Genomic DNA, 24,436 nt, shown 5'->3' on the forward strand with positions numbered 1-24,436 from the left:
TAACAATATACTGAGAAAGTAAAAAAACAGCTTTAACTAGGTAAGCTATTCTGAAATAAAAAGTAGCAATCTGAGCACTTTAGAATGGATATCCAATTGCAAAGTTGAAGATCAGGTTTTGTTTTCTCCAAGTTTTGCTACCTACATCAAAGCTATTTCCCCAGCGCTCCCCCTCCTCCAAATATGGTATGCGTAGTGGTGTCGCCAAATCGAAGCGAATCACAAAAAACTCAATATCGACACGTAACCCAAACCCAGTTCCTACAGCTAACTGATTCCACCAGTTAGATGTGAATTTACCGCCGGGCAAGGCTTCATTTTCGTTCATCAGCCAGATATTTCCTGCATCCATGAATAGCGCTCCTTTCAGCAAAGACACGATCGGGAATCTGTATTCTATATTACCTTCAATGCGCACATCTCCAGATTGATCGAAGAATGAATTGAGACTAAAGTCCTCAGGTCTATAGGTTCCAGGTCCTATGGAGCGTATTCGGAATGCCCTTACGCTATTTGGTCCACCAGAAAAATACTGCTTGATATATGGCAAAGATTGTGAATTGCCAAAAGGCAACCCGAAGCCTGCAAAAAGTCTGGTGGCGATGGTTTGCTTTTTATCAATATTCAGATGATATCGTAGATCAAAATCAATTTTGCCGTATTGGGCATATTCCAGCCCCAAGAATTTCCCATCATCCTTCCCGGATATTTTATTGAGTAGATTTATCGTATTTCCGGCAAAGTCTAGCCCCAGCCCAAAGAAATAGCCATGTGTACGGAACCTGTCATTTAACTTATTATAGTTAAAAGTGTAATTGATGCCTGCGATGAAATTCTGCTCAAAACTACGTCTCAAGAAAGGGTTGTCATCTAAAATTTGCTCAAATTCAGGAGAAGTTTTACTGAGGTTTACTACGCTTACGCTGATCGGATTTATCTCGTGATAGGCAAACTGGTTAGCGTTCCAGAAATAGCCATATTTCGCTGAAATTGAGTTCAAACGGTAAAGTCCACCTCGGCTGAGGTATTCTGCACTTAGTCCCATTTTGGTTTTAGGGACCGAGTAGCTGAACTTTTCTGTGATAGGAACGAAGAAGATGACCCTCGGGAAAATTAAATCAGCGCCTAAGCCCAGCTCCAAGGATTGAAGCCCTTTCCTGCCTTCTCCTCCAGCTATTTGGAACTCATACCCCACCTTTCCAGTCAAATTGAGTGTTTCACCACCTTTGAATAGATTCCTATTTCTATAAACCAAATTCAAAGCAGGGCCAGCGAAGTTGTTTGATTTGGATACTGCCAAAAGTTCAGCCCTTAAGGAGCGTTTGGTCATTGGAGATAAATAGAAATTGGCGGTGAGATGACCAAGTGAGTCAGAAGTTGCTAACTCCTTATAGCGCAGATTTACAAACTTATAATTACCGATTGAACTTAGCCTATTACTGGAAAGTCGGGAAAGGGTCGGGTTATATCGTTCATTCTTTTGGATCAGGATATAGTCATTCAATAGTTTTGGCTTGAAGACTTTCTTATCCTGAATGAAGTTTTTGCCAGCTAGCGTTACCGTATCAGATTTCACACTGTTTTCGTCAATAGAATAATTTGGGAAAACATTGATAGTGTCTACCATATAGGGGATTATTCCATTGGATGGCACATTATTTTTCAGCCTGAGATAAAGCTTGAATAGCCTTGCGCTGTCAGAGATGTTTGTATCTGCTTCGAAAATTAGGTAGTCGCTGTTAAAGTTGTAATAGCCTCTATCTTTTAGCGCTAAATCAATTCTGTTTCTTTCAGCGGTCAATGTTTGTAGGTCAAACCTGCTTCCCGAGTCGAGGGTAGTTTCCTTCATCAGCTCGATGATTACTTTTTCCAATTCTAGACTATCCCTTTCGACTACTACCTCTGTGAGTTTGTAAGGTTCCGAGATTGTAGCTGTGTAATCAACCTTAGCAAATTTATCTTTTCGAATCACCTCAGAATTTGTCGTGCTGTAAAAGAACCCTCGGTTTTCCAGTCTATTTATGATCAGTTCTTCTGTTCGGCTTGGCGTTACTTGACTAAAATACACCGGTTTTTCTCCGATTTTTTTGTTTAAAAAGCGATTGATGAATCCAGGTTTTTCTTGAGTTCCTTTATAATGAGCCCAAAGACCGATGTACATTCCTAGGAATTTTGAGTTTGGCTCAGGACGGAGAAGTTCATTCAATTCTTCCTCTACATCTTCTAGTCCTTTGATATCTTCAACTTCCGTCTGGAGATTAAGATCGGCTCCTGTATAAAGGAATTCATCCTCGGGTATATACTTCTTCACGCTGCAGCCAATCATAGTTGCAAGTAGAATTAAATAGATAACCGATATGAACCTCTTAATCCTCATTTTCTTCCGATTCTTTAGCTTGCTTTTCCTTATTTTCTTCCAACTCATCTATCGGGTTTTCCTTATTTGGATCTATAGGTGCCTTCCATAGTTCGGAGAATTCATTGAACTCCCGATTGAAAATTAAGCCACCTCCTGTGACGATAAGTTGTCCGTCAATGATACTTTCAAATTGATTTTTACGGAAAGCACGGATTCTCCAACGCCCATCTTCTGTGAGCAAGTATTCAAAACTGATATTTGCCAAGATAGAATTAGGCTGGTCTGAGTTTTGGGTACTTCCTTCCAGATCCATTTGGCTTCCTACCTGCACCACCAGGCGGTCATCAAAGAGAGTTTGCTGCGCATTTATATTGAGATCAGTCCTATTTTGTGCACTTCCCGATTGATAATCTTGATAGCTATCTACATCAAAGCCAACTTGGAATCCGCTGTCTCCAAAGAGTTTATTTGACAACGCATTCATTTGATCAGAAAGCACTTGACTCACCGAATTTCTAGCTATTGCCTCTGCACCTCCATTGGAACCATCACTACCAGTGGATGGGAAAAATCTATTGAGAACAAGCAGTGAAAATACCTGCTTGTTCAACTCGTCTTCTTGTTCGTTTATTTGTAGTACTCGTGAATACACATTTCCTCCAAATGCTCCCCGTTGATTCTCAGGCATATCTAGTCTAAATGTGATTTCTGGTTTTAGCAACTCACCTTCCACATTAAGGTATACCAAGAAAGGAAGCTTTTGCTGATACTGAACTTGCGTTTGATTAGTGCTGCCAGTGAGCTGTGCAGACATAAGTTCAGAGGCCGCGGTTTCTACCCTATAAATTGCCTGAATGTCCATGTTTGCATCCATTGGATCCCCATTCCATGTGATACGACTCCCCTGATTGATTTCAAACTTTTTACTCACGAGATTATAGAGGGACATTTCGTAGTTGCCTCCTGAGATCTCATAGTTGCCACTTAATGTGATTCGCCCGTTAGGGTTAATATCCATTTGGAGGTTCGCATCACCAGCAATTTGAAGGTTGTCACCCGTGGAAGGATCTATTACTATGGTAAAAAGTGCTTCAGGATCTACAGTTAATATTGCTTGTATATCAAACCCAGAGAAAGCACTTGTAGTTTCTTCAGATTGACGCGTTAAGATATCATCTGGGTTTTCCTTGTTTACGAATAAAACGACGCCCTGTCTTTCCACTAAGTCAATCTGAGATTCCGGAATGATGACTGTTAAGTCGGTATTGTCTTTTACTCCCAGATTTGCCTTAACTACTGGCAGTAGCAAATCTCCTTGGATAGTGACATCTGCATCAAGAGATCCTGTGCCATATATCAATTCATTCTCTTTATCAGTAGAATTTACTGCCATGAAGTTTTTGGCGGTAAGCTTCAGGTCGAATGTTGGGTTGATGTAGCTTTCTGTGCCTACCGTACCGTCAATAACGAAGGAGTTACTTTCAGCATCTCTGATGGTGAATTGATCAAAATAAACTCCAGCATTGTCTACTTTCAGCGTTTCATCGGATAGAATGTATTTTGTGCTGAGTTCAGCTGGCACAAATGAAGTTTCATTAAACTGAATCTCTCCTGTGTACTTAGGATCATTTGTTGTTCCGTTCGCTGTAATGGTTCCGGAGAGAAAACCTGTGGCATCCAAGATTTGATCTTGAGAAATGGCAGCTACTTTATCCATTTCTATTCTATTCAGGTCTAACTTCAGGTCAAAGTTTCCGCCTGTTTCATCTGCTACAAAATCTCCTGTTAAGTCCAGGTCAAACCCACCGTCTTTCAACCCAAGTTTGATAATATAATCACCAAGACTTTTTGCGGTAGCTTCCAGGCTGAGGTTGCCAAGCGGTACATTTACGACTTTAAGACTATCTACTTTTAGCTCGCCCATTAGCCCAGTTGCGCCGAAAGGGTTCTCTACAACCAGTCGACCATCCAATTTTCCCCCGGCAATAATTTCTGTGGGATTCAATAAACTGGTAATGGTAGAAAGTCTGAAATCCCTAAATACCATTGCAATATTTTCGTCTGTAAATCCTTCTACATTATTTACAAAGGAGATTTCTTGATTTCCTTTTGTGAACTTAAAATCTCTGAAGTCGAGACTTTCGCCAGAATAGGCTACCAGATTATTATCCGCTATAGTCCATTCTTCTCCCTTCAGAATTAAGTCAAGAAAAGAAATATGATAGTCGATCGTGTCACCATTCAGTCCAATGTCAGAAGCCACATGGTACTTTAGTTCATCTTCTTCGTACGAATTAAAATCCAAATACATTCGGCCGTCATCTAAATCACCAGTCAGGAATGTTTTGCCGATACGCAAAGGACCTGAGGTCAAATCTTGAAAACCAACATAAAGGTTGAGATCTTCTTTGTTTGAGTTTATTCTCAGTCCCAAACTATCCACTTCCGTACCCGAATAGTTGACATAAGGAAAGGAAATATCAGCTGTAAGAGAATCTATTTTTTGAAAATAATCAACCTTAATTCTCGCCGAGTCAAATCTTTCCACTCCTTGCAAAAGGACATCATTCAATAAAGGATCATCCGAGATGCTCAAATCCATATTCATGACTATTCCTCGATTGCCAGTCAAATTTACCGAGTCGGCTTTATCTAAATACTGTCGAAAATGTTCTGAAATGGCTGCAGTCAAATCAGTGATATTAGTATTAGTTCGGACAAAACCATTTAGAATTTTACTGGAAATAACTGCGTTGGTAGAATCTTCTCCCACATTCGCATCGATCGCAGCTTTTCCAATTGGATAATTCGCTTCATCATATAATAAAATCCCATCCTGCAATTGAGCATCAAGCTCAAATTCATCAAGATTCCCATTGAATTTGGCGTCTAACTTTAGCCTTGCTCTAGCACTTTTATCAGTAAGCCCAAGCTCATAGAAATCAGCTCCTATTAGGTCTAGGTTGAGATCTATTTTTGAATTTACTGAGTCAAGAACCAATTTGGTTATCAGCTCAAAATCTAAATACTCTGAATCTAATCCCGCCTCTAAATCTCCTGCGCCATCTGTTAATTTACCCTCTAGTTTCAATCCTGAATAATCCGAGCCATAGAGTCTGAGACGCTCAAATGTGGAGGATAATTCCGCATTTAGCTCATTCAGGCTAGATCCTGTACCAGTAGCCCTGATTTCAAATGTAAGCGTATCCAGTTCTGGTTGATTAAGAAGATTACCCAGTTGCAACTGGTTCACTTTGAGGTCTGCCTTGAAAGCTATGCTCCCGTTATCTTGGTAAGAGCCATCAAGCAATACATTTCCCATGCTCGTCTCCAAATCCAAGTTGGCCAGAAGGTCATCTAGCATTCCTCTGGTATTTGCTTGTAGGTCGATCTGCTCAGGAAATTTGATTCCATACTCCTCTTCCTTGACGAATTTCAGTAAGGTTTCTCTAGTTGTTTGAATATTTATTTCAGGGAAATCGAATGCAAGCTTCTCTACCTCCAATGGGTTTTGAACCGTTCCATTTGCCTTGAAGACACTTTTCCCCCAATTCAGGTTTAGGCTTGGGATATCCATCGCTTTGAGGTCTCCCTTTGCTATAAAATCCAACAACACCGGGGCTTTTGAAAGCTCTTGTATAAGTGTGTCCTGCGCCAGTGTTGGGTCAAAAAAGTAGCTGTCCCGTACGTCCAACGCAGATTCTTCAACAGTTACGTCAAATTTAAGAGTCTCATAATTATCGATGAGTGCTTGAATTGATGGGTATTCAACAGCTAGTTCTGCGTCGAGTTTACTTCGATTGGTAGCCAGCACCAAGTTCTCAACCTTAGCTGAATTATTGCCAGCTTCAAAGGAAAAATGGAATTCGTTTAGGTCAAAACCACTTCCTTCTTGGAAGTGCAACTCCTGTAGGATTAGGCCTACTTTTTCATCTTTTAGGTAAAAATCTTCAGCATCAAAAATCAAGTTAGTAAGGGTAATAAATTCAGGATTGAATTCACCTTTTTTGATTTGGACATCAGCAGATTTATATTCAATGTCAGTCGAATCAATTGTTAATTTATCAGCTTCTACTATCCAATCAGGCCATTCAAATGGAGTAGAAGGACTTGATGTGCTAGGTTCAATAGGCGTAGGAATCGAGAAATCATGAAAAAGAATAGAAGCGTTTCTTAAGTCCAAGGTCTTCAGCTTGACTGTCTGAGATTGCAGATCAGCTTCAGGCAGTACAATAAGTAAATCGCCAATCTGGACTTGTGCTTCCTGATTATCTGGTGCACTGGCATAATCCGCAGACACATCTACCAATCTGAATTCATCCAGATTTATAAGAGGAATTAAAGTCTCCTCTGAAGAATCTTCGGTTGGTGGGAAAGGCTTAGTCTGATGGTATTTGATTTGGGTGTTTTGGAGGGTTATTTTTTTAATGTCAAACTCATATTTTTCAAAATCAAGTCCAGGGATGGTGACCTCTAATTCACCTAACCTAAGTGCGGCATCTATTCCCATCACTTCATCTACAAATGTGATGTCAAAATCCCTTAGTGAAATAGGTGAAAGATTGATGTTGAGTGGGGCTGAAGCAGTCGTATCGGCAGTAACAGTTTGCGTCGAATCCGCAGTTTGAGAAGCAAAAGCCTCAATAAGAAAGTTGAAGTTGAATTTTTCGGTGGTTTCACTTCTACTCACTCTGGCGACTAGACCTTGCCATTCTAGCTTGGTTACATTGATATTGCCGGAGGATATTAAGGGAGCAAAAGCAAGACCAGCTTCAAGGTTTTTGGAGTAGATTAAGGTGTCTCCATCGGTGTCTTCCAAGTATAAATCTTCCAGATAAATATTACCCGAAAAAGTGATGAAAAGTCGCTTTACAGATACTTCAGTGCCTGTTTTGTCCGAAACATAACTAGTCGCTTTATCCACAATTATCCCCTGGCCCCAAGGGCTACGAATAAAGAGAATCAGGGCACCAACTATCACCAGAATAGTAATAATTGTGATACCTAGAATTTTTAAAAGTTTGGCTAAAAAGCTTTTAATGGAATTGAGCGTTTAAATAGTGGCGTAAATGTACATGTCCCTAAGACTATAATGGGGCAATAAATAAGCCAGTTTGCCTAATATTACCTATACTTTTAACCTGCCTGCTCTTTGTTTTGTTGAGATAATTGATTTAGATAAGCCTCATTTACTCCCCTTTTTGTAAGTCCGCATGTACTCTGCCATTTCTTCAGGAGTCATTTTCTTTTCAGATCCTGGAGTCAATTCTATTGCCTCTTGGATTGCTTTATCGGCTCTATCGATGAATTGCTTTGGCTGATTTTCTGTCTTGATCAGGTCGAAGGCATCATATAAATCTCCTGTGGCAGTGTATGCCCCATAGCTAAGTCGATCTCCTTCTATGCTAATCAATTGGAATAATTGGGTGTTCGAAGCTGCCCGATCCATCCACTTGTCAAAAGTCAGATTGTACATTTTTGGTCCACTAACTGAAACTACATATACCGGACCTTGCGCTGCTGGATCTTGATTAGCTACGCCAGAAGGAAGGTTTCTTCCTCTACCATAGGAATGGTCGTGTCCCTGTAGCACGAGGTCAACTTTGTATTTGTCAAAAATTGGTTTGAATGCCTCTCTAAATTCTTTGTTGTCACGACCGGTTCCTGAGGAATAAATCGGATGATGAAAAGTGATGACTGTCCATTTTTGAGTATTACCAGCAAGTACTTTTTCCAACCAAACTCGCTGGGTCTCCATGGATTTTTCATTTTGAACTATCTCCTGTGAGTTCAAAGAAATCAATCGCAAATCTGAATAATCGATGTAATAAACAGTCTCCGAAAACTCGCTTGGGCCATTTATAGGAAATGTAAATTGCTTTTGCCAATGGTAATCTAAAACTAAAGTCCCATCTTCCTCGCTGTCATATTCATGGTTACCAGGAGTGCTTACACTAGGGATCATCGCATTGATAAATCCCCCAGCATAGTTCCACTCACCCCATTCGGAGTCGGATTGCGTGCTGTTGATGAGATCACCTGCGTGAACCATGAATGCCGCTTTTGGAAGGTTGGAATAGGCCTGCCGAATAACTCTTGACCATTGAGATTTGAGATTGTTTTGCGCATCTCCAAAATAGGCGAAAGTAAAAGGTGTTCCCTTTTTTGGTGCGGTGGTAAACTGAAACCATTCTGACCACGTGCCTTCATTTCCCACACGATAGGCATAGGTTGTTGCTGCTTGAAGCTCCTGAAAAGTAACCGAATGGTAGTTTGCTGCTACACTATCTACGTCGAGAAATTCAGTGCTTGCAGGCAACGTCTCGACACTGTCTAGATAAATTGGGGTATTTGGGGCCAAAATGAATTGTGCCTTCGAAACTTTCACGTCAGGAGAAGTTCTCCAAGTGACCGATTGGGTGGTCATCGGGTCATCAGACCAAGTAAGAATGATGCGGTCAGGGAATTCTGAAGGCTTAAAATTCTGAGCGAAAAGTGCAGATGAGGATGCTGCAATAAACAGCATGGTCATAGCAATCTTAATTGAGGTGTGCATTAATTCAGAGTTTTGGTAAAAATTTTTATGTAAAGAAGCCCATAAAAGAGAAGTTCTTTTCAAAAGCTGTATTAAGTAATTCTTAAATCATCCTTATTAGTCAAAATCCTATCTACTCGAAAGCTTAATCCGGATAGGGTAAGACCAATCAAAACTATCGCGCAGGCAACTATCCAATTCCAATAAGAAACCGGAATTGCAAAAAGTTGAAGTGCAAGGCCTGCAAACCAAACGAGGTGACCGTTTACAGTCCGTATTTTTCTCACTTTAATATCATGACTGCTTTTGCCTTCATCAATTAATGGTCTAAAGAAATCTCTGTATTGCCAAAGTAAAATTAGATCCAGAACTAGCAGGAAAGCCAAGACAAGCGGTGTTCCGCGCCACTGCAAGGAAATAGTCACCATCAATATATTTCCAATCAAAGGAATCATCATAATGCTACCGAGTAATTTGTATCGTGTAGTGACCAAAAGATATCCTATTATAATTTGGCTGAAGGCTATAAACTTACCATAGAATCCTAATCCATAGGGTTCCAGTTCTTCGATCAACCATACCGGCCCAATCCAGCCAAAAAACTGGTGATCATGAAAAAGTTTTGCCATACCAGCCCCCCAAAAGGTGAAGCCAAGAAAAATAGAGATACCACTTAGAATCAGTTTCGGAATAGTATTCATGTGAATTTTGGAAAATCTAAGGATTCAATTTATTCAAAATCTTCTTAATAGTGATTTCTCCAATGGTTTGATGCAAAATTATTGGAGAAATCAGATGCATAACTGCGGTGTAATATTTTTTTTAGATTAATTCTAAATAGTGCTTGTTTAGAATTAATCTAAGTAATAGGTTTGTGGAATATTTGAAAGTTAAAACAACATGAACCTTAGAAGACTTTACCTATCCGCTCTATTTTATCTCTCGATTTTTGGTGCATTTGCTCAGTCAGCAAGCATCAAAGGATTTGTAACTACCTCGGATAATCAGCCGATGGAATTTGTAAATGTAGGGATTCAAGGCCTTGCAAAAGGAAATGCAACTGACAGGAATGGTTTTTTCGAAATCAAGAATATCGCTCCGGGAATCTACACTGTTTATGCCTCATTTGTAGGTATAGAAAAGCAGGAGAGAACTATCCAGTTAAGTGCTGGCGAGACGCTTTCTGTGAATTTCACGTTGTCAGAAAGCTCCACAGATCTCTCAGAAGTAATCGTCACAGATCAGACATCCAACAGGTTTTATGCGGATAGCAATTTCACAGTGGCAAAGCTTCCTTTGACAGATTTGCAAAACCCTCAAGTTTACAACTCTGTTTCTTCGAAACTTTTGAAAGAGCAAGTGGTGACGAATATGAATGATGCCCTGAAAAATGCGACTGGAGTGACACGGCTTTGGGAATCAACTGGGCGTGGAGGTGACGGTGCAGAATATTATTCTATGAGGGGATTTTCGGTACAGCCAACTATGGTCAATGGAATGCCAAGCTTGAATAACGGTGGCCTTGACCCTGCAAATGTGGAAACTGTAGACGTAATTAAAGGGCCTTCGGGGACACTTTTCGGAAGTTCCGTGATTTCCTATGGTGGATTGATCAATATCACCACTAAGCGTCCAACCGAAACTTTTAAAGGTGAAGTCGGCTTTATCACGGGAAGTTATGGATTGAACAGAATCACAGGTGATGTGAATGTGCCTTTGAATGAAAATGCATCCATGCGAGTGAATACCGCATACCAGTCAAACAATACGTTTCAGGATGCAGGTGGAAGAAACTCCTTTTTTATCGCCCCTTCATTCAAGTTTCAAGCAAGCGAAAGACTTTCGTTTTTGATCAACACAGAATTTTTGAATGCTAATTCTGTGAATGCTCCAATGATTTTCTTAAACAGATCAAACCCTTTGACTTTTGACTCAATTGAACCATTTGAAAGAAATTATGAGCGATCCTTTACCGGAAACGAATTAAGCATTAATAACAGCTCTTACGCACTTCAGGCTCAGGCTTTCTACAAACTTTCCAATAACTGGACTTCTCAGACTGTAGTCTCTAGAAGTACCACAAAAACTGACGGGTACTACCACTATTTGTTTGACGGAAGTGATGGAGACTCCTTCTACAGATATATTTCTGATCGAAATGGCCAAACAATTTCTACCGATATCCAGCAAAATTTCATCGGGGATTTCAAGTTGGGATCTATGAGGAATAAACTAATCGCAGGTGTTGATTACTACGATCAGGATATTCTCAACAGCAGTAGTGGATGGGTTGGAAATGGCGTAGTGACACTTTCCGATGGAAACGACACAGGAGTTTTGACTCAAGCTGGAGTTGATGAATTACTGAAAGATACCTTTGAAGGAAATACAACCGGAAATACCCGAGTATTAAGTGCATATGTGTCCGATGTGATAGAATTGACTTCTCAGCTTTCTGTGATGGCAAGTGTAAGAATAGACAATTTCAAAAATGAAGCTTGGGGCGATGATACCGAAGAAAATACCCAGACTGCTGTTTCTCCAAAATTTGGGATCGTTTATCAGCCAATAAAAGACAAGGTTTCCATCTTTGGTAACTACATGAATGGGTTCTCGAATGTGGCTCCAACCACTGTGACTGATGCAGACGGGACCAATGCAAGATTCAAGACTTTTGATCCTGAAAATGCCAATCAGTACGAGTTTGGAGTGAAGACAAACTTATTGAAAGATAAGATCGCCGCCACCGCCAGCTATTATAATATCACAGTAAAAAATCGTGTGATGACCGATCCTAACAACATCAATAATTCCATTCAAGGAGGTGAAGTGGTGAGTAAGGGTTTTGAATTCAGTGTGATTGCCACGCCAGTTGTAGGCTTGAATTTGGTAGCTGGTTTCAGCCATAACGACGCCGAAGTGACGAAGGATTATCCAGAAAGTGGTTATTTGGGAATGCGGCCAGAAGAGGCGGGTCCAGCTGATTTGGTAAATTTCTGGGCAAGTTATTCTTTCTCAGCTGGGACATTGAAAGGATTCGGTCTTGGCTTTGGTGGAAATGCTGCAAGCGAGCATTTAACACTCAACAGAGATAATATTGGGTCATTTGCATTGCCGGCTTACCAAGTATTTAACGCATCTCTTTCTTATACAGGGTCGCAATATTTCTTAGCCTTGAAAGTAAACAATCTGACAGATCAGAAATACTATTCAGGTTGGTCCACAGTGACTCCTCAGAATCTTCGAAACGTATCTCTAAGCCTTAATTATAGATTTTAATGAATCTAAAAAAGACAATAAATAAGCTTCACCTGTGGCTCGGACTTTCGTCCGGGCTAGTGGTGTTTATAGTGGCAGTGACTGGATGTATCTACGCTTTTCAGGCTGAGATCAAAGATTTGACATATTCATTTATGTCTGTCGAGCCTCAGGAAAAAGCTGTTTTGCCACCCAGTGAAATCAGTGAAATCGCACAGGCAACCTTTCCCGAAGGGCATCTTCATGCGATTCTTTACCCTAAGAAAGAAAAATCTGTTCAGGCGATTTTCTTCAGCTACGGGGAAGGAAACGATCACTACCAGATCGCTTACATCAACCCTTATTCAGGCGAAGTACTCAAGCTAAAAGATGAGTATGCTGACTTTTTCCGAATAGTTTTGGATGGGCATTTCTATCTCTGGCTGCCTCCTGAGATCGGACAACCTGTAGTGGCGAGTTTTACCTTGATCTTTCTTTTTATGGTGATCTCGGGACTGATTCTTTGGTGGCCAAAGAAAAAGAAGAATCTGAAGCAAAGTCTGAAGATAAAATGGTCTGCTAGATGGAGAAGAAAGAACTACGATTTGCATCAAGTGCTAGGCTTCTATGCCATGACTTTTGCCCTGGTTTTTGCAATCACTGGTTTGGTTTGGGGATTTGTATGGTTTAGAGACGGAGTTTATTTCGTGGCTTCCGGCGGGGAAAAGTTTGTGGAGTACTACAATCCACTTTCGGATTCTACGAAAACTTATCAGGGTGAGATTCCCGCTTTGGATGCAGTCTGGATGAAAATGAATCAGGAATATCCGAATGCAGACTGGATAGAAGTGCATCCCCCTGAATTCGAAGGTTCGGCGCTTGCCGCCAATGCCAACCCGGATGCCATGACTTATTGGAAATCGGATTACCGATATTTTGATCAAAATACCTTGGAGGAAATCCCAGTAACGCATTTTTACAATCGGTTTGAAGAGGCTACTGTGGCTCAGAAAATCATGCGGATGAACTACGATGTCCATGTAGGGGCTATAGCTGGTTTGCCTGGAAAAGTCTTAGCTTTCTTATTGAGTGCGATATTTGCCTCACTTCCGGTGACAGGTTTTATGATTTGGTGGGGAAGGAGAAATAAACCTAAAAAAGAGCCGGTCGCTGAGATTAAGGAGGTGAGGCGTGAGTTGACGGAGGCTTGAGTTCAAGTAAAAAGTGAAAATTAAAAAGTTGTAAGGTGGAAAGGTTGCAAGGTTTTGCAACCTTTCTTTTTTGAGACAGTGTGATAGGGTATTTCTTGGATAGGTAAGGGTTTAGTTTTTGTCAAAATTCCTTATTTTGGTGGCCTAAACATTTTTAAAATGGCATCAGCAAGTGAATTAGCTCCGGGAAGCAAATTGGTACATCCGAAATTCGGGACAGGAATGATTCTTTCTGTGGACGACACCTATTATAAAATCTATTTTTATTCGACTGAAGAAGTAAAGACACTCGCAAGGGATTACGAGGGTTTTACAGTGGAGGAAGCTAAGGTTCCAGACTTCCCTATGCTGACGATGAAGGATGTAGAAAAGGCAATTCGGGAAGCTTTAATTCAAACTTCTGAACGAGCACCGATTATACCTCTCGGGGGTAAATGGATGGGTGGAAATGTGATTTTTGAGCCAAATGATAAAAGTCTTCAGCCAAAAGAAATTCCTATGGCTACTTTCTTTCACAAGATTGTAATGGTGAGAGAGAAGCTGAGAGTTTTGGAGCAAAACATTAATAATCATCCCAAACTTGACGACGAAGACCGTATTAATATGCAGCAATACATCACCAGATGTTACGGCTCCTTAACTACCTTCAATGTGCTATTCGCCTATAAAGAAGATCAGTTCAAGGGAAGTGGAAGCTGATAGCTGTTTGTTTGAAAAAGCTAGATTCTTGCTCTGATCCTACTGAGAGTTTCAATAGTCATATCGAGAAATGAGGCAATCTGACCTACAGATGCCTTATGGATCACTTTTGGCCGGTATTGCATCAATTCGAGGTATCTTTCCCTAGCAGTTTTGAATTTGGTGAAGATCTGTTGCTCCTCCAATACTATATAATATTGCTCCAAGATCATTCTATAAGCACGTTCCAGTTCTGGGAATTTCAAAAAACAGGCTTGGAGATTATCGTAGGAGATTTTGAATACCTTACTTTTTTCCATTGTTTCAATGTTTTCGTAAGAAGGTTTCCTCGTAATGAAAGAATGCATTGCGGTGACAAACTCTTCATCTAGCGTAAAGGAAACAGTAATATCCCTGTTGTCACGGATATAATAACTTCTCGCAGAACCTACCGCTACAAAATAGAGGTACTTGCTTATTTGCCCTTCTCTTTCAAGTAAGTATCCTTTTTCTACTTCAAATTCTTCTAGTTGACTGGCGAATGCACGCTTTGCCTCATCACTTATGGTAGGGAATTTGCTGAATAAGCTTGAGAAATTTTCCATTAGTTCGGTATTAAAAAGTAACAGCAGCCAATTTTAACTTGTGACCTTTAGCATAAATTTATGCGGTTAATTTAAAAAGAAGCTATCTAACGCTTGTCCTAAATCAGGAATTATATCAGTTTTTATTGATCAAACCGTTGTTTTTATTCCAGAAATCGCATTAACTAAATCATAACTACCATGAAAAATATTTTAGCATTCGTTTTCTTTCTAGGCCTGTTTGCTACAGCAAATGCACAATTCGGTGTTCGTGCAGGTTATAGCAGTGCGAATTTCTCTGATTTTGATACTGATGCGCTCTCCGGATTTCATGTAGGAGCATATTACAAGGTAGGTGATGGTTTTCTGGCTGTTGAACCCGGAATTCAATATTCGCAGAAAGGATACAGGAATCTTATGAACGGATCTCCATTCACAGAAAAAGAACTTTTGAATTATGTGGATCTTCCCGTCTTAGTCCGCGTTAATTTCCTTCCATTCCTAAATGTTTTTGCTGGTCCACAGGCTTCAGTACTGGTGTCTAGGGAGCGGGAGTTTTCAGACGGAAGCACAGAATCTACCACAGAGCCTATCAGAGGGTATGATATAGCCGGTGTGATAGGTGTAGGAGCAAACTTACCATTGGGTATCAATGCGCAGTTGAGTTACGATATAGGTTTCCAAAGTGTCAATTATTACAATCAGGATGTTAAAAACAATGTGTTGAAGGTGTCTTTAGGATATGATTTCTAATTGATCAATTGTCTTTGAAAATTATTAAAACCCGGTTTAGGCCGGGTTTTTACTTTTTAACCCTGCTTGGATTATCTTCAATAAATGATTTCCATCCCGCATTTCTTCCCTTGGTCTGTAATCTTCCCTCATGAAAATGATGGCAAAGTGCGACAGCTAAAGCATCTGTAGCATCCAACATTTTTGGAAGTTCAGTCAATGAAAATAGGGTCTGAAGCATGGCAGCCACTTGTTCTTTGGAAGCATTTCCATTTCCGGTTACAGACTGCTTCACTTTTTTAGGAGAATATTCGGTGATAGGAATGTCCCTAGCCAAAGCTGCAGCCATAGCGACTCCCTGCGCACGACCAAGCTTTAGCATGGATTGCACATTGACACCAAAGAAAGGAGCTTCCAGGGCAACGCTGTCGGGTAAAAATTCCTCTATAATTCCTGTGATTCGTTCAAAAATTTTCTTGAGTTTCAACTCATGAGTTTCATACTTTTTCAGATGAATTACGCCGTATTGCAGGAGTTTATACTTTTTGCCCTCAGTCAAAATCACCCCGTAACCCATCACGTTCGTCCCGGGATCTATCCCTAAGATGATTTTTTCCTTTGGTGCTTTTTCTTGTTCTTTGCTCACCCCCGCAAGTTAGCCCAAAACATGCTAAGTTTTTACCTCATTTGGTCCCTGAGTTACTTCACATTGCTTTGGTGGATGGGTAGATTTTGGTCGATTAAATCTGATAAATCACCTAATCAGACATTTATTCCCAAAGTAACATTGCTCATTCCTTTCAGAAATGAAGCTAAAAGTATCGATAGACTAAGTTCCAATATTAAGAAGCTCAACTACCCAAACCTAGAGGTACTGTTGATAGACGATCATTCTGAAGATATCTCATTTGAGCTTTTACAAGAGTCCTTAAGGAAAAATGAAAATGTTCAAATAGTAAGAAGTGAGAAAACTGGCAAGAAGCGAGCGCTGGAATTTGGAGTAAATGAAGCTAAAAGTCAAATCATACTTTGCTCAGATGCCGACTGTGAATTTTCAGAGTTTTGGGTAGAAAAGATGGTCTTGCCTTTTCAGGAACCCAAAGTTCAGTTGGTAGCAGGAACTGTTCTCACCGAAAGAGGAGCTGGGTTTTTAGAAGCTTTTCAAACTTTAGACTGGGCAAGTATTTTATTGCTTACCAATTACTCCTTTGTTCACCAAAATCCTTTGATGTGCAGTGCTGCGAATCTGGCTTACAGAAAGGGGGCTTTTGAGCAAGTAAATGGATATGAGGGTAATCGGGAGTTTGCTTCCGGCGACGATGAGTTTTTGCTGAAGAAAATCCATAAGGAATATGGCAGAGGAGCTTGTCTCTATTTAACTTCAGCAGAAACTCTAGTTAAGACGAAGCCTGAACCTACCTGGGATTCCTTGATCAATCAGCGCGTTCGGTGGGCGAGTAAATGGAAGGCGCATTTTTCTTTTTCTCATGCGTTATCGGCAGCGGGAGCTTTTCTGACTCAGTTGATATGGATAGGAAGCGCCTATTTAGTTTTTCTTGGAGCAAAGGGAATTGTAGCTTTTGGGTTAGTTTGGCTGATCAAAATCGCAGCAGAAAAGTTGAGTTTGGGAAAAGTCCTTAAAATGCTGGATGCGCAACCGAGTAATATTTCTATGCTTCAAACTTCCCTGGTGCATCCATTTTATGTTTTGCGAGTTGGGATTGCAGCTTTAAGCGGAAAATTTACTTGGAAAGGTAGGGAGAACTAGAGAAGTGTTAATTTACAATCTGAAACTTAGATCATGAGCGAAGCAGAATTTGACTTGATGGACGAACTCTATTTTGTCCAGCCCTATACCTACCTTATCGAAACCTTAGCTTGGGAAGATGAATTGCTATTAGCAACTTTACAGAGTCTCTATGCTCAAGGCTTAATCAAATGTCTAGATGATCCTGATACAGAAAGATTTGGGGCTGTTGACATCAGCAAAGAAGGAAAAGATTTATATTTTTTGGCAACGAAAAAAGGCCTAATGGCACATAATACACTTTAAAATTGATCAAAGAAACACACAAATTCCAACGGAAGGAACTGCAACTTAAATCTCTGCTAGAGATCACTCAGGCTATTAATGAAAATCAGTCTGAAGCAGTTTTGCTCAATATTTTCAAGTTTACCTGCCTAGTCCATTTGAATATCAAAGCGCTGATTCTATACGTGGCAAAGGAAGGAGCTTTTGAAAATAAAATTTCCCACGGAGTGAAGGGGAATGTGCCTAAGTTGATTTCTACCGACCAAGTTTTGGATGAAAAGTCTACAGGAGAATTGAGGTTGGAATTGGAAGAGCAATATTCCTTTGCGGAGCTCGAAACCTATCTGCCAGTCTACCACAAAGACAAGATGCTTGCGATTCTCTTTCTCAAGCGAAAGGATTTGAGTTTGGATTTAGATCTGAACTTCACCCAAGCTTTAACCAATATTTTGGTGGTGGCTTTGGAAAATAAGCGATTCGCCAGAAAACAGTTGGAACAGGAGATCTTGAATCGTGAGGTAGCGATAGCCTCTCAGGTGCAGCAAATGCTTTTTCCAGCAGAACTTCCTATTGATAAAGAACTCAAGGCAAAAGTGACTTATTTACCTCATAGTATGGTGGGAGGAGATTATTATGATTTGATCCGCAAATCAAAAGATGAAGTCTATTTCTGTATTGCCGATGTTTCTGGAAAAGGAATTTCTGCTGCCTTGCTCATGTCTAATTTTCAGGCAGCACTTCGTACACTTTTGCGAAGCGATGCTGATTTGGAAATGGTGGTAAAGCAATTGAATTACACCTTGTTTGAAAATACCAATGGTGAGCGATTCATTACTTTTTTCCTTGGTTACTTCAACTTCAAAACCCGGGAACTTTCCTATGTCAACGCTGGGCATAATCCGCCATTGTTGTATAGAGAAGGAGCGGATAAAGGTGAGAATTTAGATGCTGGGACGACGATTCTTGGGGCTTTTGATGAACTGCCTTTTCTGGAAATAGGAAAGCGAGAAGGTCTCAATAACTTTTCTTTGCATCTATATACTGATGGGCTGACCGAAGCTATGAATCCAACCGGAGAGGAGTTTGGGGAGGAGCGATTAGAGAAATTTGTAAGTAAAAATGGAGGCTTGGATCCAGATGACTTTCACCGAAAGTTCTTGAAGAAGATCAATTCTTTTTCAAAAAATGTTCCTCTGAGAGATGACTTGACGTTGCTTAGTTTAAAGTTTCAATAGATGATTTTGCATACCGTTCCAAGGTTTTTTCAGATGCTTTATCCTGAGAGGATTTGGAAGAAAAGTGTAGATGATAATACGATTTACTTGACTTTTGACGATGGTCCAGTGCCTGGAGTTACCGACTATGTTTTGCAGGAATTGGCCAAAAGAAATCAGCAAGCTACCTTTTTTGTGGTCGGTGATAACGTTAGAAAGAACCCAACCTTAGCTCACGAGATCATCAAGGCAGGTCATAAACTAGGAAATCATACATTCAACCATATAAATGGCTGGAAAACAGTAGATCCCGACTATTTAGAAAACATTGAACTCTGCGATAAAACCCTTCAGGATGTTTTGAGCATAAAGACGAAAATTTTTCGTCCACCCTATGGTTTGATCAAATCGAACCAGTCAGTGGAGGTGTCCAAATTCTATGATATTGTAATGTGGACGATGCTATCAGGAGATTATGATCAACGTATTGAGCCTGAAGTGGTGTTGAGAAAATCTATAAAGCATACTCGCGTAGGCTCTATTGCAGTTTTCCATGATCAGTTAAAAACTAAAGCACTTTTGCCAAAAATTTTGCCATCATACCTTGATTACATACAGGAAATGGGGTGGAAAACTGGACTGTTATGATCATTTGGCTGTTCATTGGCGCTTTGGCATTGATTCAGATACAGTTTGTTGTTCTGCTGATTCGAATGAGATTTTTCTGGAAAAACCATGCTAAGGATACTGATTTTGATTTACCATTAGTTTCAGTTTTAGTTGCAGCACGAAATGAAGAAGTAGATCTCCCTGACCTTCTATGCTCCTTGGAAAAGTTGGATTACCCTTCTGATCGAATCCAGTTCCTGTTTGCTGATGACCAAAGTTCAGACTCTACCCCTGAGATTTTGGGAAATTGGTGTGGGAAACAACCTAATCGAACTTTCTTAACTATTGCTCCACTCCAAACTGGATTATATAACCAAAATGGTAAGGCAAATGCCTTGGCAATTTTGGGAGAAAAGGCGATTGGGGAATATTATTTTTTTACAGATGCAGACTGTGAGGTAAACCCAAATTGGATTCGCGAAGGAGTTTCTTGTTTCGGTGAAACTATTGGTCTGGTGATTGGAATTACTAAAGTCAAGGCAAAAAGTTTGTTAGAGAAGTTTCAGGAGATTGATTGGTGGTTGACATTGGGTTTTGTCAAAGTGGCTACGGATTTGGGAGTTCAGACAACAGGACTTGGTAACAACATGGCTATTAGTAAAGAGGCCTATGGACGATCTGGAGGATTTAAAAATTTGCCCTTTTGCCTTACCGAAGATCTCGAGATCTCAAGAGCCATTCAGCAATCAGGATTTAAAATAGCACATCAAGTGAGTCCTAGAATGCTTGCCATCACCAAGCCAGAAATCAATTTTTCGGCTTTACTTGAACAGCGGAAGCGCTGGATGAGTGGAGTGATGACTTTGCCATATTATTGGAAGTTTATTCTATCATTTCAATTTATTTATTTTGTAGTGATTACAGGTTTAATCCTACTTTACCCATCGCTTGGGATTATTCTAGCTTTGATGAAATCGTTGTTACAAAGCGTGTTTCTTATTGCGTTAGCCAGAAAAGTGGGAGTTAAATTAGGTTGGGTTTCCTTGCTGGTTTTTGATTTTTATAATTTCAGTACTATCCTCCTTACTATTCTTTACTATTTTTGGCCTTCCAAAACCAAATGGAAATCCAGAGAATACCCATGAAACTGAGCCTGCCATGCAGATCGGCGGTATGACTGAAATTGGAACACATGGGGAAAAGTGTAATGTATACGAGATTCCACCCCTAGGTACCTGGCCAAGTAATGGCCTTTAAAAGTAAGATATAACCCTATGAATTATATAGAAACACACGCGCATATTTACTCTTCCAAGTTTGACTCCGATAGGGATCAGGTGATCCAAGATATCAGAGAAGCTGGGGTTGAGCGCGTTTATATGCCGAATGTGGATGTGGAAACGATCGCGGCAATGCTTGACTGTGAGGAGAAATATCCAGGATTATGTATTCCGATGATGGGATTGCATCCATGTGATGTGAAGGAAGACTTTCGGGATCAGTTAGTGATCATGGAGGATTGGCTAAATAGGAGGCAATTTGCAGCAGTGGGTGAAATCGGATTGGATCTCTATTGGGACAAAACATTTTTTGAGCAGCAAAAAGAAGCGCTGAGAATTCAGATCAATTGGGCAAAAGAAAGAGATTTACCCATTGTTTTGCACTGTAGGGACTCTATTGACGAAACCATAGCTATTGTTCAGGAGGAGCACAATGGTAACCTAAAAGGAATTTTCCATTGTTTTACTGGAGATCTAGCTCAGGCCAAGCGAATTATTGAAATGGGATTTCTACTTGGAATAGGTGGTGTGGCGACTTTCAAAAATGGGGGATTGGATAAAGTCATTCCTGAAATCAGTATAGCGCATTTAGTGCTGGAAACTGACGCTCCTTACCTAGCCCCCGTACCTTTTAGGGGGAAAAGGAACTCTCCGGCATATTTACCTATTATTGCAGAGAAAATCGGAGATTTCTTGCAGATTTCGAAGGAGGAGGTAGCTCTTCAAACAAAACAAAATGCCCTTAACCTATTCCGTGAGATTGGATCATGAATTATAAAATAGTTAGATTAAATACAGCTCTTCGCACGAGTAAAACTTCTTCTGTCCTTATTGTATATACTGGAGGAACGCTTGGCATGGCCTATGATGATAGTGGTGCATTGGTGCCGTTTAACTTTGGGCAGATTCTGGAGAAAATCCCTATTCTATACACGATGGATATCGCTATCACGGTGATTTCATTCCCTGAGCCGATTGATTCTTCTAATGTCACGATGAGCCACTGGAAGGACATGGCGTATATAATCTATGAGAATTACGATAGTTACGATGGTTTTGTAGTTCTACACGGTACAGATACCATGGCTTATTCAGCTTCCATGCTAAGCTATATGCTTCAAGGATTGAACAAGCCGGTGATTTTTACGGGAGCGCAATTGCCAATTTCAGCAATGAGATCTGATGCTCGGGAAAATCTGATGACATCTTTAGAAATTGCTACCGCAAAAATCAATGGAGAGCCAATAGTGCCAGAGGTATGTATTTTCTTTAACCACCTGTTGCTAAGGGGAAATCGCTCCAAGAAGGTGCAGAGCGTTCACTTTGATGCCTTCGAATCAGAGAATTATCCGCCACTGGCCGAGTCTGGGATTGTCATAGATTATAATACCCAGGCCATTCGCCCCATTGAAACCCATAAGAAATTAGTGAATAGAAACTCACTGGATAACAATGTACTTATCCTAAAGTTGTTTCCAGGAATCACTCAGAATGTGATCGATGCGACGCTAAATATAAAGGGATTGAAGGCGATAGTGCTGGAAACCTATGGTTCTGGAAATAGTCCAAGTGAAGAGTGGTTTATGGATTCACTCCAAAAAGCAATCAAAAAAGGGATAATTATTCTTAATGTATCCCAGTGTAATGGCGGAAGAGTTATCCAAGGCAGATACGAAACAAGTAAGGAGCTTCTGAATGTAGGTGTGATCAGTGGTACGGATATGACTACCGAAGCAGCAGTGACGAAATTGATGTTTTTACTAGGCCAGGAAAATAAGCATTCGGAGATTATTGCAAAGCTGAAGGTGCCATTGGCAGGAGAGATGAGTGCTTAACTCTTGGGGAAGCTCAATTTCGCATTTGAGTATATTGTTCCGTTTAGTTAGAAAAAAGGAGACAGCTTTTTTTTAAATTATTGTTAATATTTCACTTTTCAAGAGGCTAGCGCAAATTTCATTGAATAAAACACTTAGTTTTAAAGGGTTTTTAATACTATATACGGATGAGGAATTTGAAGTCATTTTCAACAGCTGCATTTTTCATAGCAACAGCAGTTTTCGCGTTTTCTTGCCAAATGGATGATCAGATAGAGGGAATTCAAGAAGCAAAAATTATCGTTAAGGAGACTGTTTTTAGGTTTTCCATCAACCATAGTGAGCAGGATATTTTGAGTGAATCAGGAACCGATTTATCATGGGACTGGCAATCAGTAAATCAAATGGTGTCTGCATACATTGACTTTCCTCAGTCCCCAACTATTTCGCAACTTACTATTCCGGCACCTTGGTATACACAGGGCAACCCGCTTAATACGATTGAAAAAGATATTTATTCAAAGGATGGATGGGTATTAGTTATGCGAAATTTTGGTTCCTCTGAGCGTGCTGTGAAAAGACCTTATTTCGGATTGCTAAATACCAAAACAAATATTCTCAAGATTTTCATTCACAACTCACAATGGCAGCCTGGCCATTATTTAGAATCTAACCTAGTCCTAGTTGATAGTCAGAATATCCACAGTAGAAGTTTTGAGTCCAAACCTGCTAAAATAGTCCAATTTGATTCCTGGTTTAATTTGGAGTTTCAGCTAGATCAAAATCAGCTAAGCACTCCATATGCGAATTTCAGTTTCCTAATTGAATGCGCAGGAATCCTTGAAACTGAAGTAGGCTGAAATTTGAAATTCTAAACGTGTTTTCTTGAAAACCTTCTTAAATGAAAAGAATGGGAATTAGATTCCTGTGTTTTTTTTAGATATAGTTTGTAGGAGGCTCAATTTATTCATTTCTTTGCACTCCGATTCGGAATACTGGATCGGAAGCCAACCTAGAGAGGTGGCCGAGTGGCTGAAGGCGCACGCTTGGAAAGCGTGTATACTCGTGAGGGTATCGAGGGTTCGAATCCCTTCCTCTCTACCAGAAAAGCCAGTTTTAGCAATAAAACTGGCTTTTTCTATTTCATTTATTCAAGTACAAAAGTGGAAGGGGATGAGAACTCTGGGGTTTGAAATCGAACATCGGGAGATACGCGAGAGATGGTGCGGCATGGCTGTGCATATGAGCAATCCCGTCCTCTCTACAGAGTATTGCCCTAACTATCTGAAATAATGATAGTTAAGATTTGATTGTTTTAGTAATTGCAGGTTGTAGGCTAGGCTTAAGTACTAATAGACCAGAATGTTATTCGCCTTGAGTTGGGACTTTCAAAAGTCTCATCGATACATCATTGGATTTTATTGTCTCTCATCCTGAGGTTCTGGAAAAAGCATAACGAGATTCTAATTAATATTTTCCTTTTCTAGGTGCCTCTAATGTGTTTTGGTCATGAAGGCGATGGATAGATCACGGGATCAAATGCTGAAACTATTTTTATCGAAATGCAAATCAACTCAAAGTAATAAAGCTTGTGGTTCTAATCATATCCCAAGGTGTATTGGGTCTTTTTTACTTCACTAAACCTTACTTGGAAGGTTAATTATTTACTAGAAGAAATAATAGAAAGCTACATATGCTATTACGGAATAGCTTTTGGGAATATGTCAGGAAAAGCAACAGTGAAAAATTTAAACTTTGTTAAATATGATTAGGAGTATAGTTCGTTTCTTCAAGGATTTTTGCAACTTATAGACAATTAGAAAAATTTCATTGAGGAATAGTATTAAAATGTTTCAGGTTGTAATAATCGATTAGTCAGTGTTTTATGATCAATTATAAGAAAGCTTGGCTCTCTTAGACATTTTAATTTTTCTTTCTGCGAAAAAATAAGAACCTTACACCGAGTTTTGGAGATATATGATCTTTTAAAATGTAAAAGGAATTACTTCCGTTCGTGTAAAAGCTTGCTTAATCCTGAGATATAAGCCTGATTTTTCACAAAATTCTAAAAGAGTCGTTTGTTTTTTGAATTTAAAAAATGATAACTTTAAAACTCGATTCTAGAGTAGAAACCATTTAACCTTTATCAAA

General features: G+C 39.9%; 18 protein-coding genes and 1 tRNA gene. 13 read left to right on the top strand and 6 right to left on the bottom strand.

The genetic code is table 11. The features are described from left to right. Positions 1-79: 79 nt before the first annotated feature. The 4 genes from tamL to LV83_RS10490 form a co-directional block, all read right to left on the bottom strand. The gene (gene tamL, locus LV83_RS10475) at positions 80-2,425 is read right to left on the bottom strand and encodes a translocation and assembly module lipoprotein TamL (RefSeq protein WP_449353830.1); all 2,346 of its coding nucleotides are present in this window, start codon (positions 2,423-2,425) and stop codon (positions 80-82) included. After that, a complete protein-coding gene (locus tag LV83_RS10480) occupies positions 2,367-7,283 on the bottom strand; it encodes a translocation/assembly module TamB domain-containing protein (protein ID WP_245947033.1) in 4,917 nt (1,638 codons plus the stop codon). The genes tamL and LV83_RS10480 overlap by 59 nt, the downstream gene beginning before the upstream one ends. Positions 7,284-7,544: 261 nt before the next feature. After that, a complete protein-coding gene (locus LV83_RS10485; RefSeq protein WP_111611479.1) occupies positions 7,545-8,915 on the bottom strand; it encodes a purple acid phosphatase family protein in 1,371 nt (456 codons plus the stop codon). Between the two features lie 71 nt (positions 8,916-8,986). Beyond that, positions 8,987-9,595 (bottom strand): hypothetical protein, encoded by a 609-nt coding sequence (locus LV83_RS10490; protein ID WP_111611480.1) that lies wholly within the window; start codon positions 9,593-9,595, stop codon positions 8,987-8,989. 199 nt (positions 9,596-9,794) lie between these two features. On the opposite strand from LV83_RS10490, the gene LV83_RS10495 reads away from it, so the two are divergent. The 3 genes from LV83_RS10495 (at position 9,795) to LV83_RS10505 (ending at position 14,041) form a co-directional block, all read left to right on the top strand. Beyond that, complete coding sequence (locus LV83_RS10495; protein WP_111611481.1) at positions 9,795-12,173, top strand: TonB-dependent receptor; 2,379 nt, start codon at positions 9,795-9,797, stop codon at positions 12,171-12,173. Then, positions 12,173-13,342: a PepSY-associated TM helix domain-containing protein gene (locus tag LV83_RS10500; RefSeq protein WP_111611482.1), complete on the top strand. Its 1,170-nt coding sequence runs from the start codon at positions 12,173-12,175 to the stop codon at positions 13,340-13,342. The genes LV83_RS10495 and LV83_RS10500 overlap by 1 nt, the downstream gene beginning before the upstream one ends. A 159-nt stretch (positions 13,343-13,501) precedes the next feature. Then, complete coding sequence (locus LV83_RS10505; protein ID WP_111611483.1) at positions 13,502-14,041, top strand: hypothetical protein; 540 nt, start codon at positions 13,502-13,504, stop codon at positions 14,039-14,041. 20 nt (positions 14,042-14,061) lie between these two features. Here the strand turns inward: LV83_RS10505 and LV83_RS10510 are convergent, their stop codons facing one another. Beyond that, positions 14,062-14,625, bottom strand: coding sequence for a Crp/Fnr family transcriptional regulator (locus tag LV83_RS10510; protein ID WP_111611484.1), 564 nt, complete (start codon positions 14,623-14,625; stop codon positions 14,062-14,064). Positions 14,626-14,805: 180 nt separating this feature from the next. Here LV83_RS10510 and LV83_RS10515 point away from each other — a divergent pair, with 180 nt between their 5' ends. Continuing rightward, entirely contained in the window at positions 14,806-15,357 is a 552-nt protein-coding gene (locus LV83_RS10515) for a porin family protein (RefSeq protein ID WP_111611485.1), read from the top strand. A gap of 49 nt (positions 15,358-15,406) precedes the next feature. Here the strand turns inward: LV83_RS10515 and ruvC are convergent, their stop codons facing one another. Beyond that, positions 15,407-15,982: a crossover junction endodeoxyribonuclease RuvC gene (ruvC, locus tag LV83_RS10520; RefSeq protein WP_111611486.1), complete on the bottom strand. Its 576-nt coding sequence runs from the start codon at positions 15,980-15,982 to the stop codon at positions 15,407-15,409. Positions 15,983-16,003: 21 nt separating this feature from the next. Between ruvC and LV83_RS10525 the strand changes: the two genes are divergently transcribed. The 9 genes from LV83_RS10525 (at position 16,004) to LV83_RS10565 (ending at position 23,389) form a co-directional block, all read left to right on the top strand. Continuing rightward, positions 16,004-17,104: a glycosyltransferase gene (locus tag LV83_RS10525; protein WP_111611487.1), complete on the top strand. Its 1,101-nt coding sequence runs from the start codon at positions 16,004-16,006 to the stop codon at positions 17,102-17,104. 33 nt (positions 17,105-17,137) lie between these two features. After that, positions 17,138-17,389, top strand: coding sequence for a hypothetical protein (locus tag LV83_RS10530; RefSeq protein WP_111611488.1), 252 nt, complete (start codon positions 17,138-17,140; stop codon positions 17,387-17,389). A gap of 2 nt (positions 17,390-17,391) precedes the next feature. Next, a complete protein-coding gene (locus LV83_RS10535; protein WP_111611489.1) occupies positions 17,392-18,603 on the top strand; it encodes a PP2C family protein-serine/threonine phosphatase in 1,212 nt (403 codons plus the stop codon). After that, positions 18,604-19,230, top strand: coding sequence for a polysaccharide deacetylase family protein (locus LV83_RS10540; protein WP_111611490.1), 627 nt, complete (start codon positions 18,604-18,606; stop codon positions 19,228-19,230). Then, positions 19,227-20,336 carry a glycosyltransferase gene (locus tag LV83_RS10545; protein ID WP_111611491.1) on the top strand — a complete coding sequence of 370 codons (1,110 nt, stop codon included), beginning with the start codon at positions 19,227-19,229 and terminating at the stop codon, positions 20,334-20,336. The genes LV83_RS10540 and LV83_RS10545 overlap by 4 nt, the downstream gene beginning before the upstream one ends. A 129-nt stretch (positions 20,337-20,465) precedes the next feature. Then, positions 20,466-21,242 (top strand): TatD family hydrolase, encoded by a 777-nt coding sequence (locus tag LV83_RS10550; protein ID WP_111611492.1) that lies wholly within the window; start codon positions 20,466-20,468, stop codon positions 21,240-21,242. Continuing rightward, positions 21,239-22,306, top strand: coding sequence for an asparaginase (locus LV83_RS10555; protein WP_111611493.1), 1,068 nt, complete (start codon positions 21,239-21,241; stop codon positions 22,304-22,306). Before LV83_RS10550 ends, LV83_RS10555 begins: the two co-directional genes overlap by 4 nt. A 167-nt stretch (positions 22,307-22,473) precedes the next feature. Then, positions 22,474-23,145, top strand: coding sequence for a hypothetical protein (locus tag LV83_RS10560; RefSeq protein ID WP_111611494.1), 672 nt, complete (start codon positions 22,474-22,476; stop codon positions 23,143-23,145). Between the two features lie 154 nt (positions 23,146-23,299). Further along, positions 23,300-23,389, top strand: a tRNA-Ser gene (locus LV83_RS10565). Positions 23,390-24,436: the final 1,047 nt, after the last annotated feature.

Source organism: Algoriphagus yeomjeoni (assembly GCF_003259505.1).
GTDB classification, from domain to species: Bacteria; Bacteroidota; Bacteroidia; order Cytophagales; family Cyclobacteriaceae; genus Algoriphagus; species Algoriphagus yeomjeoni.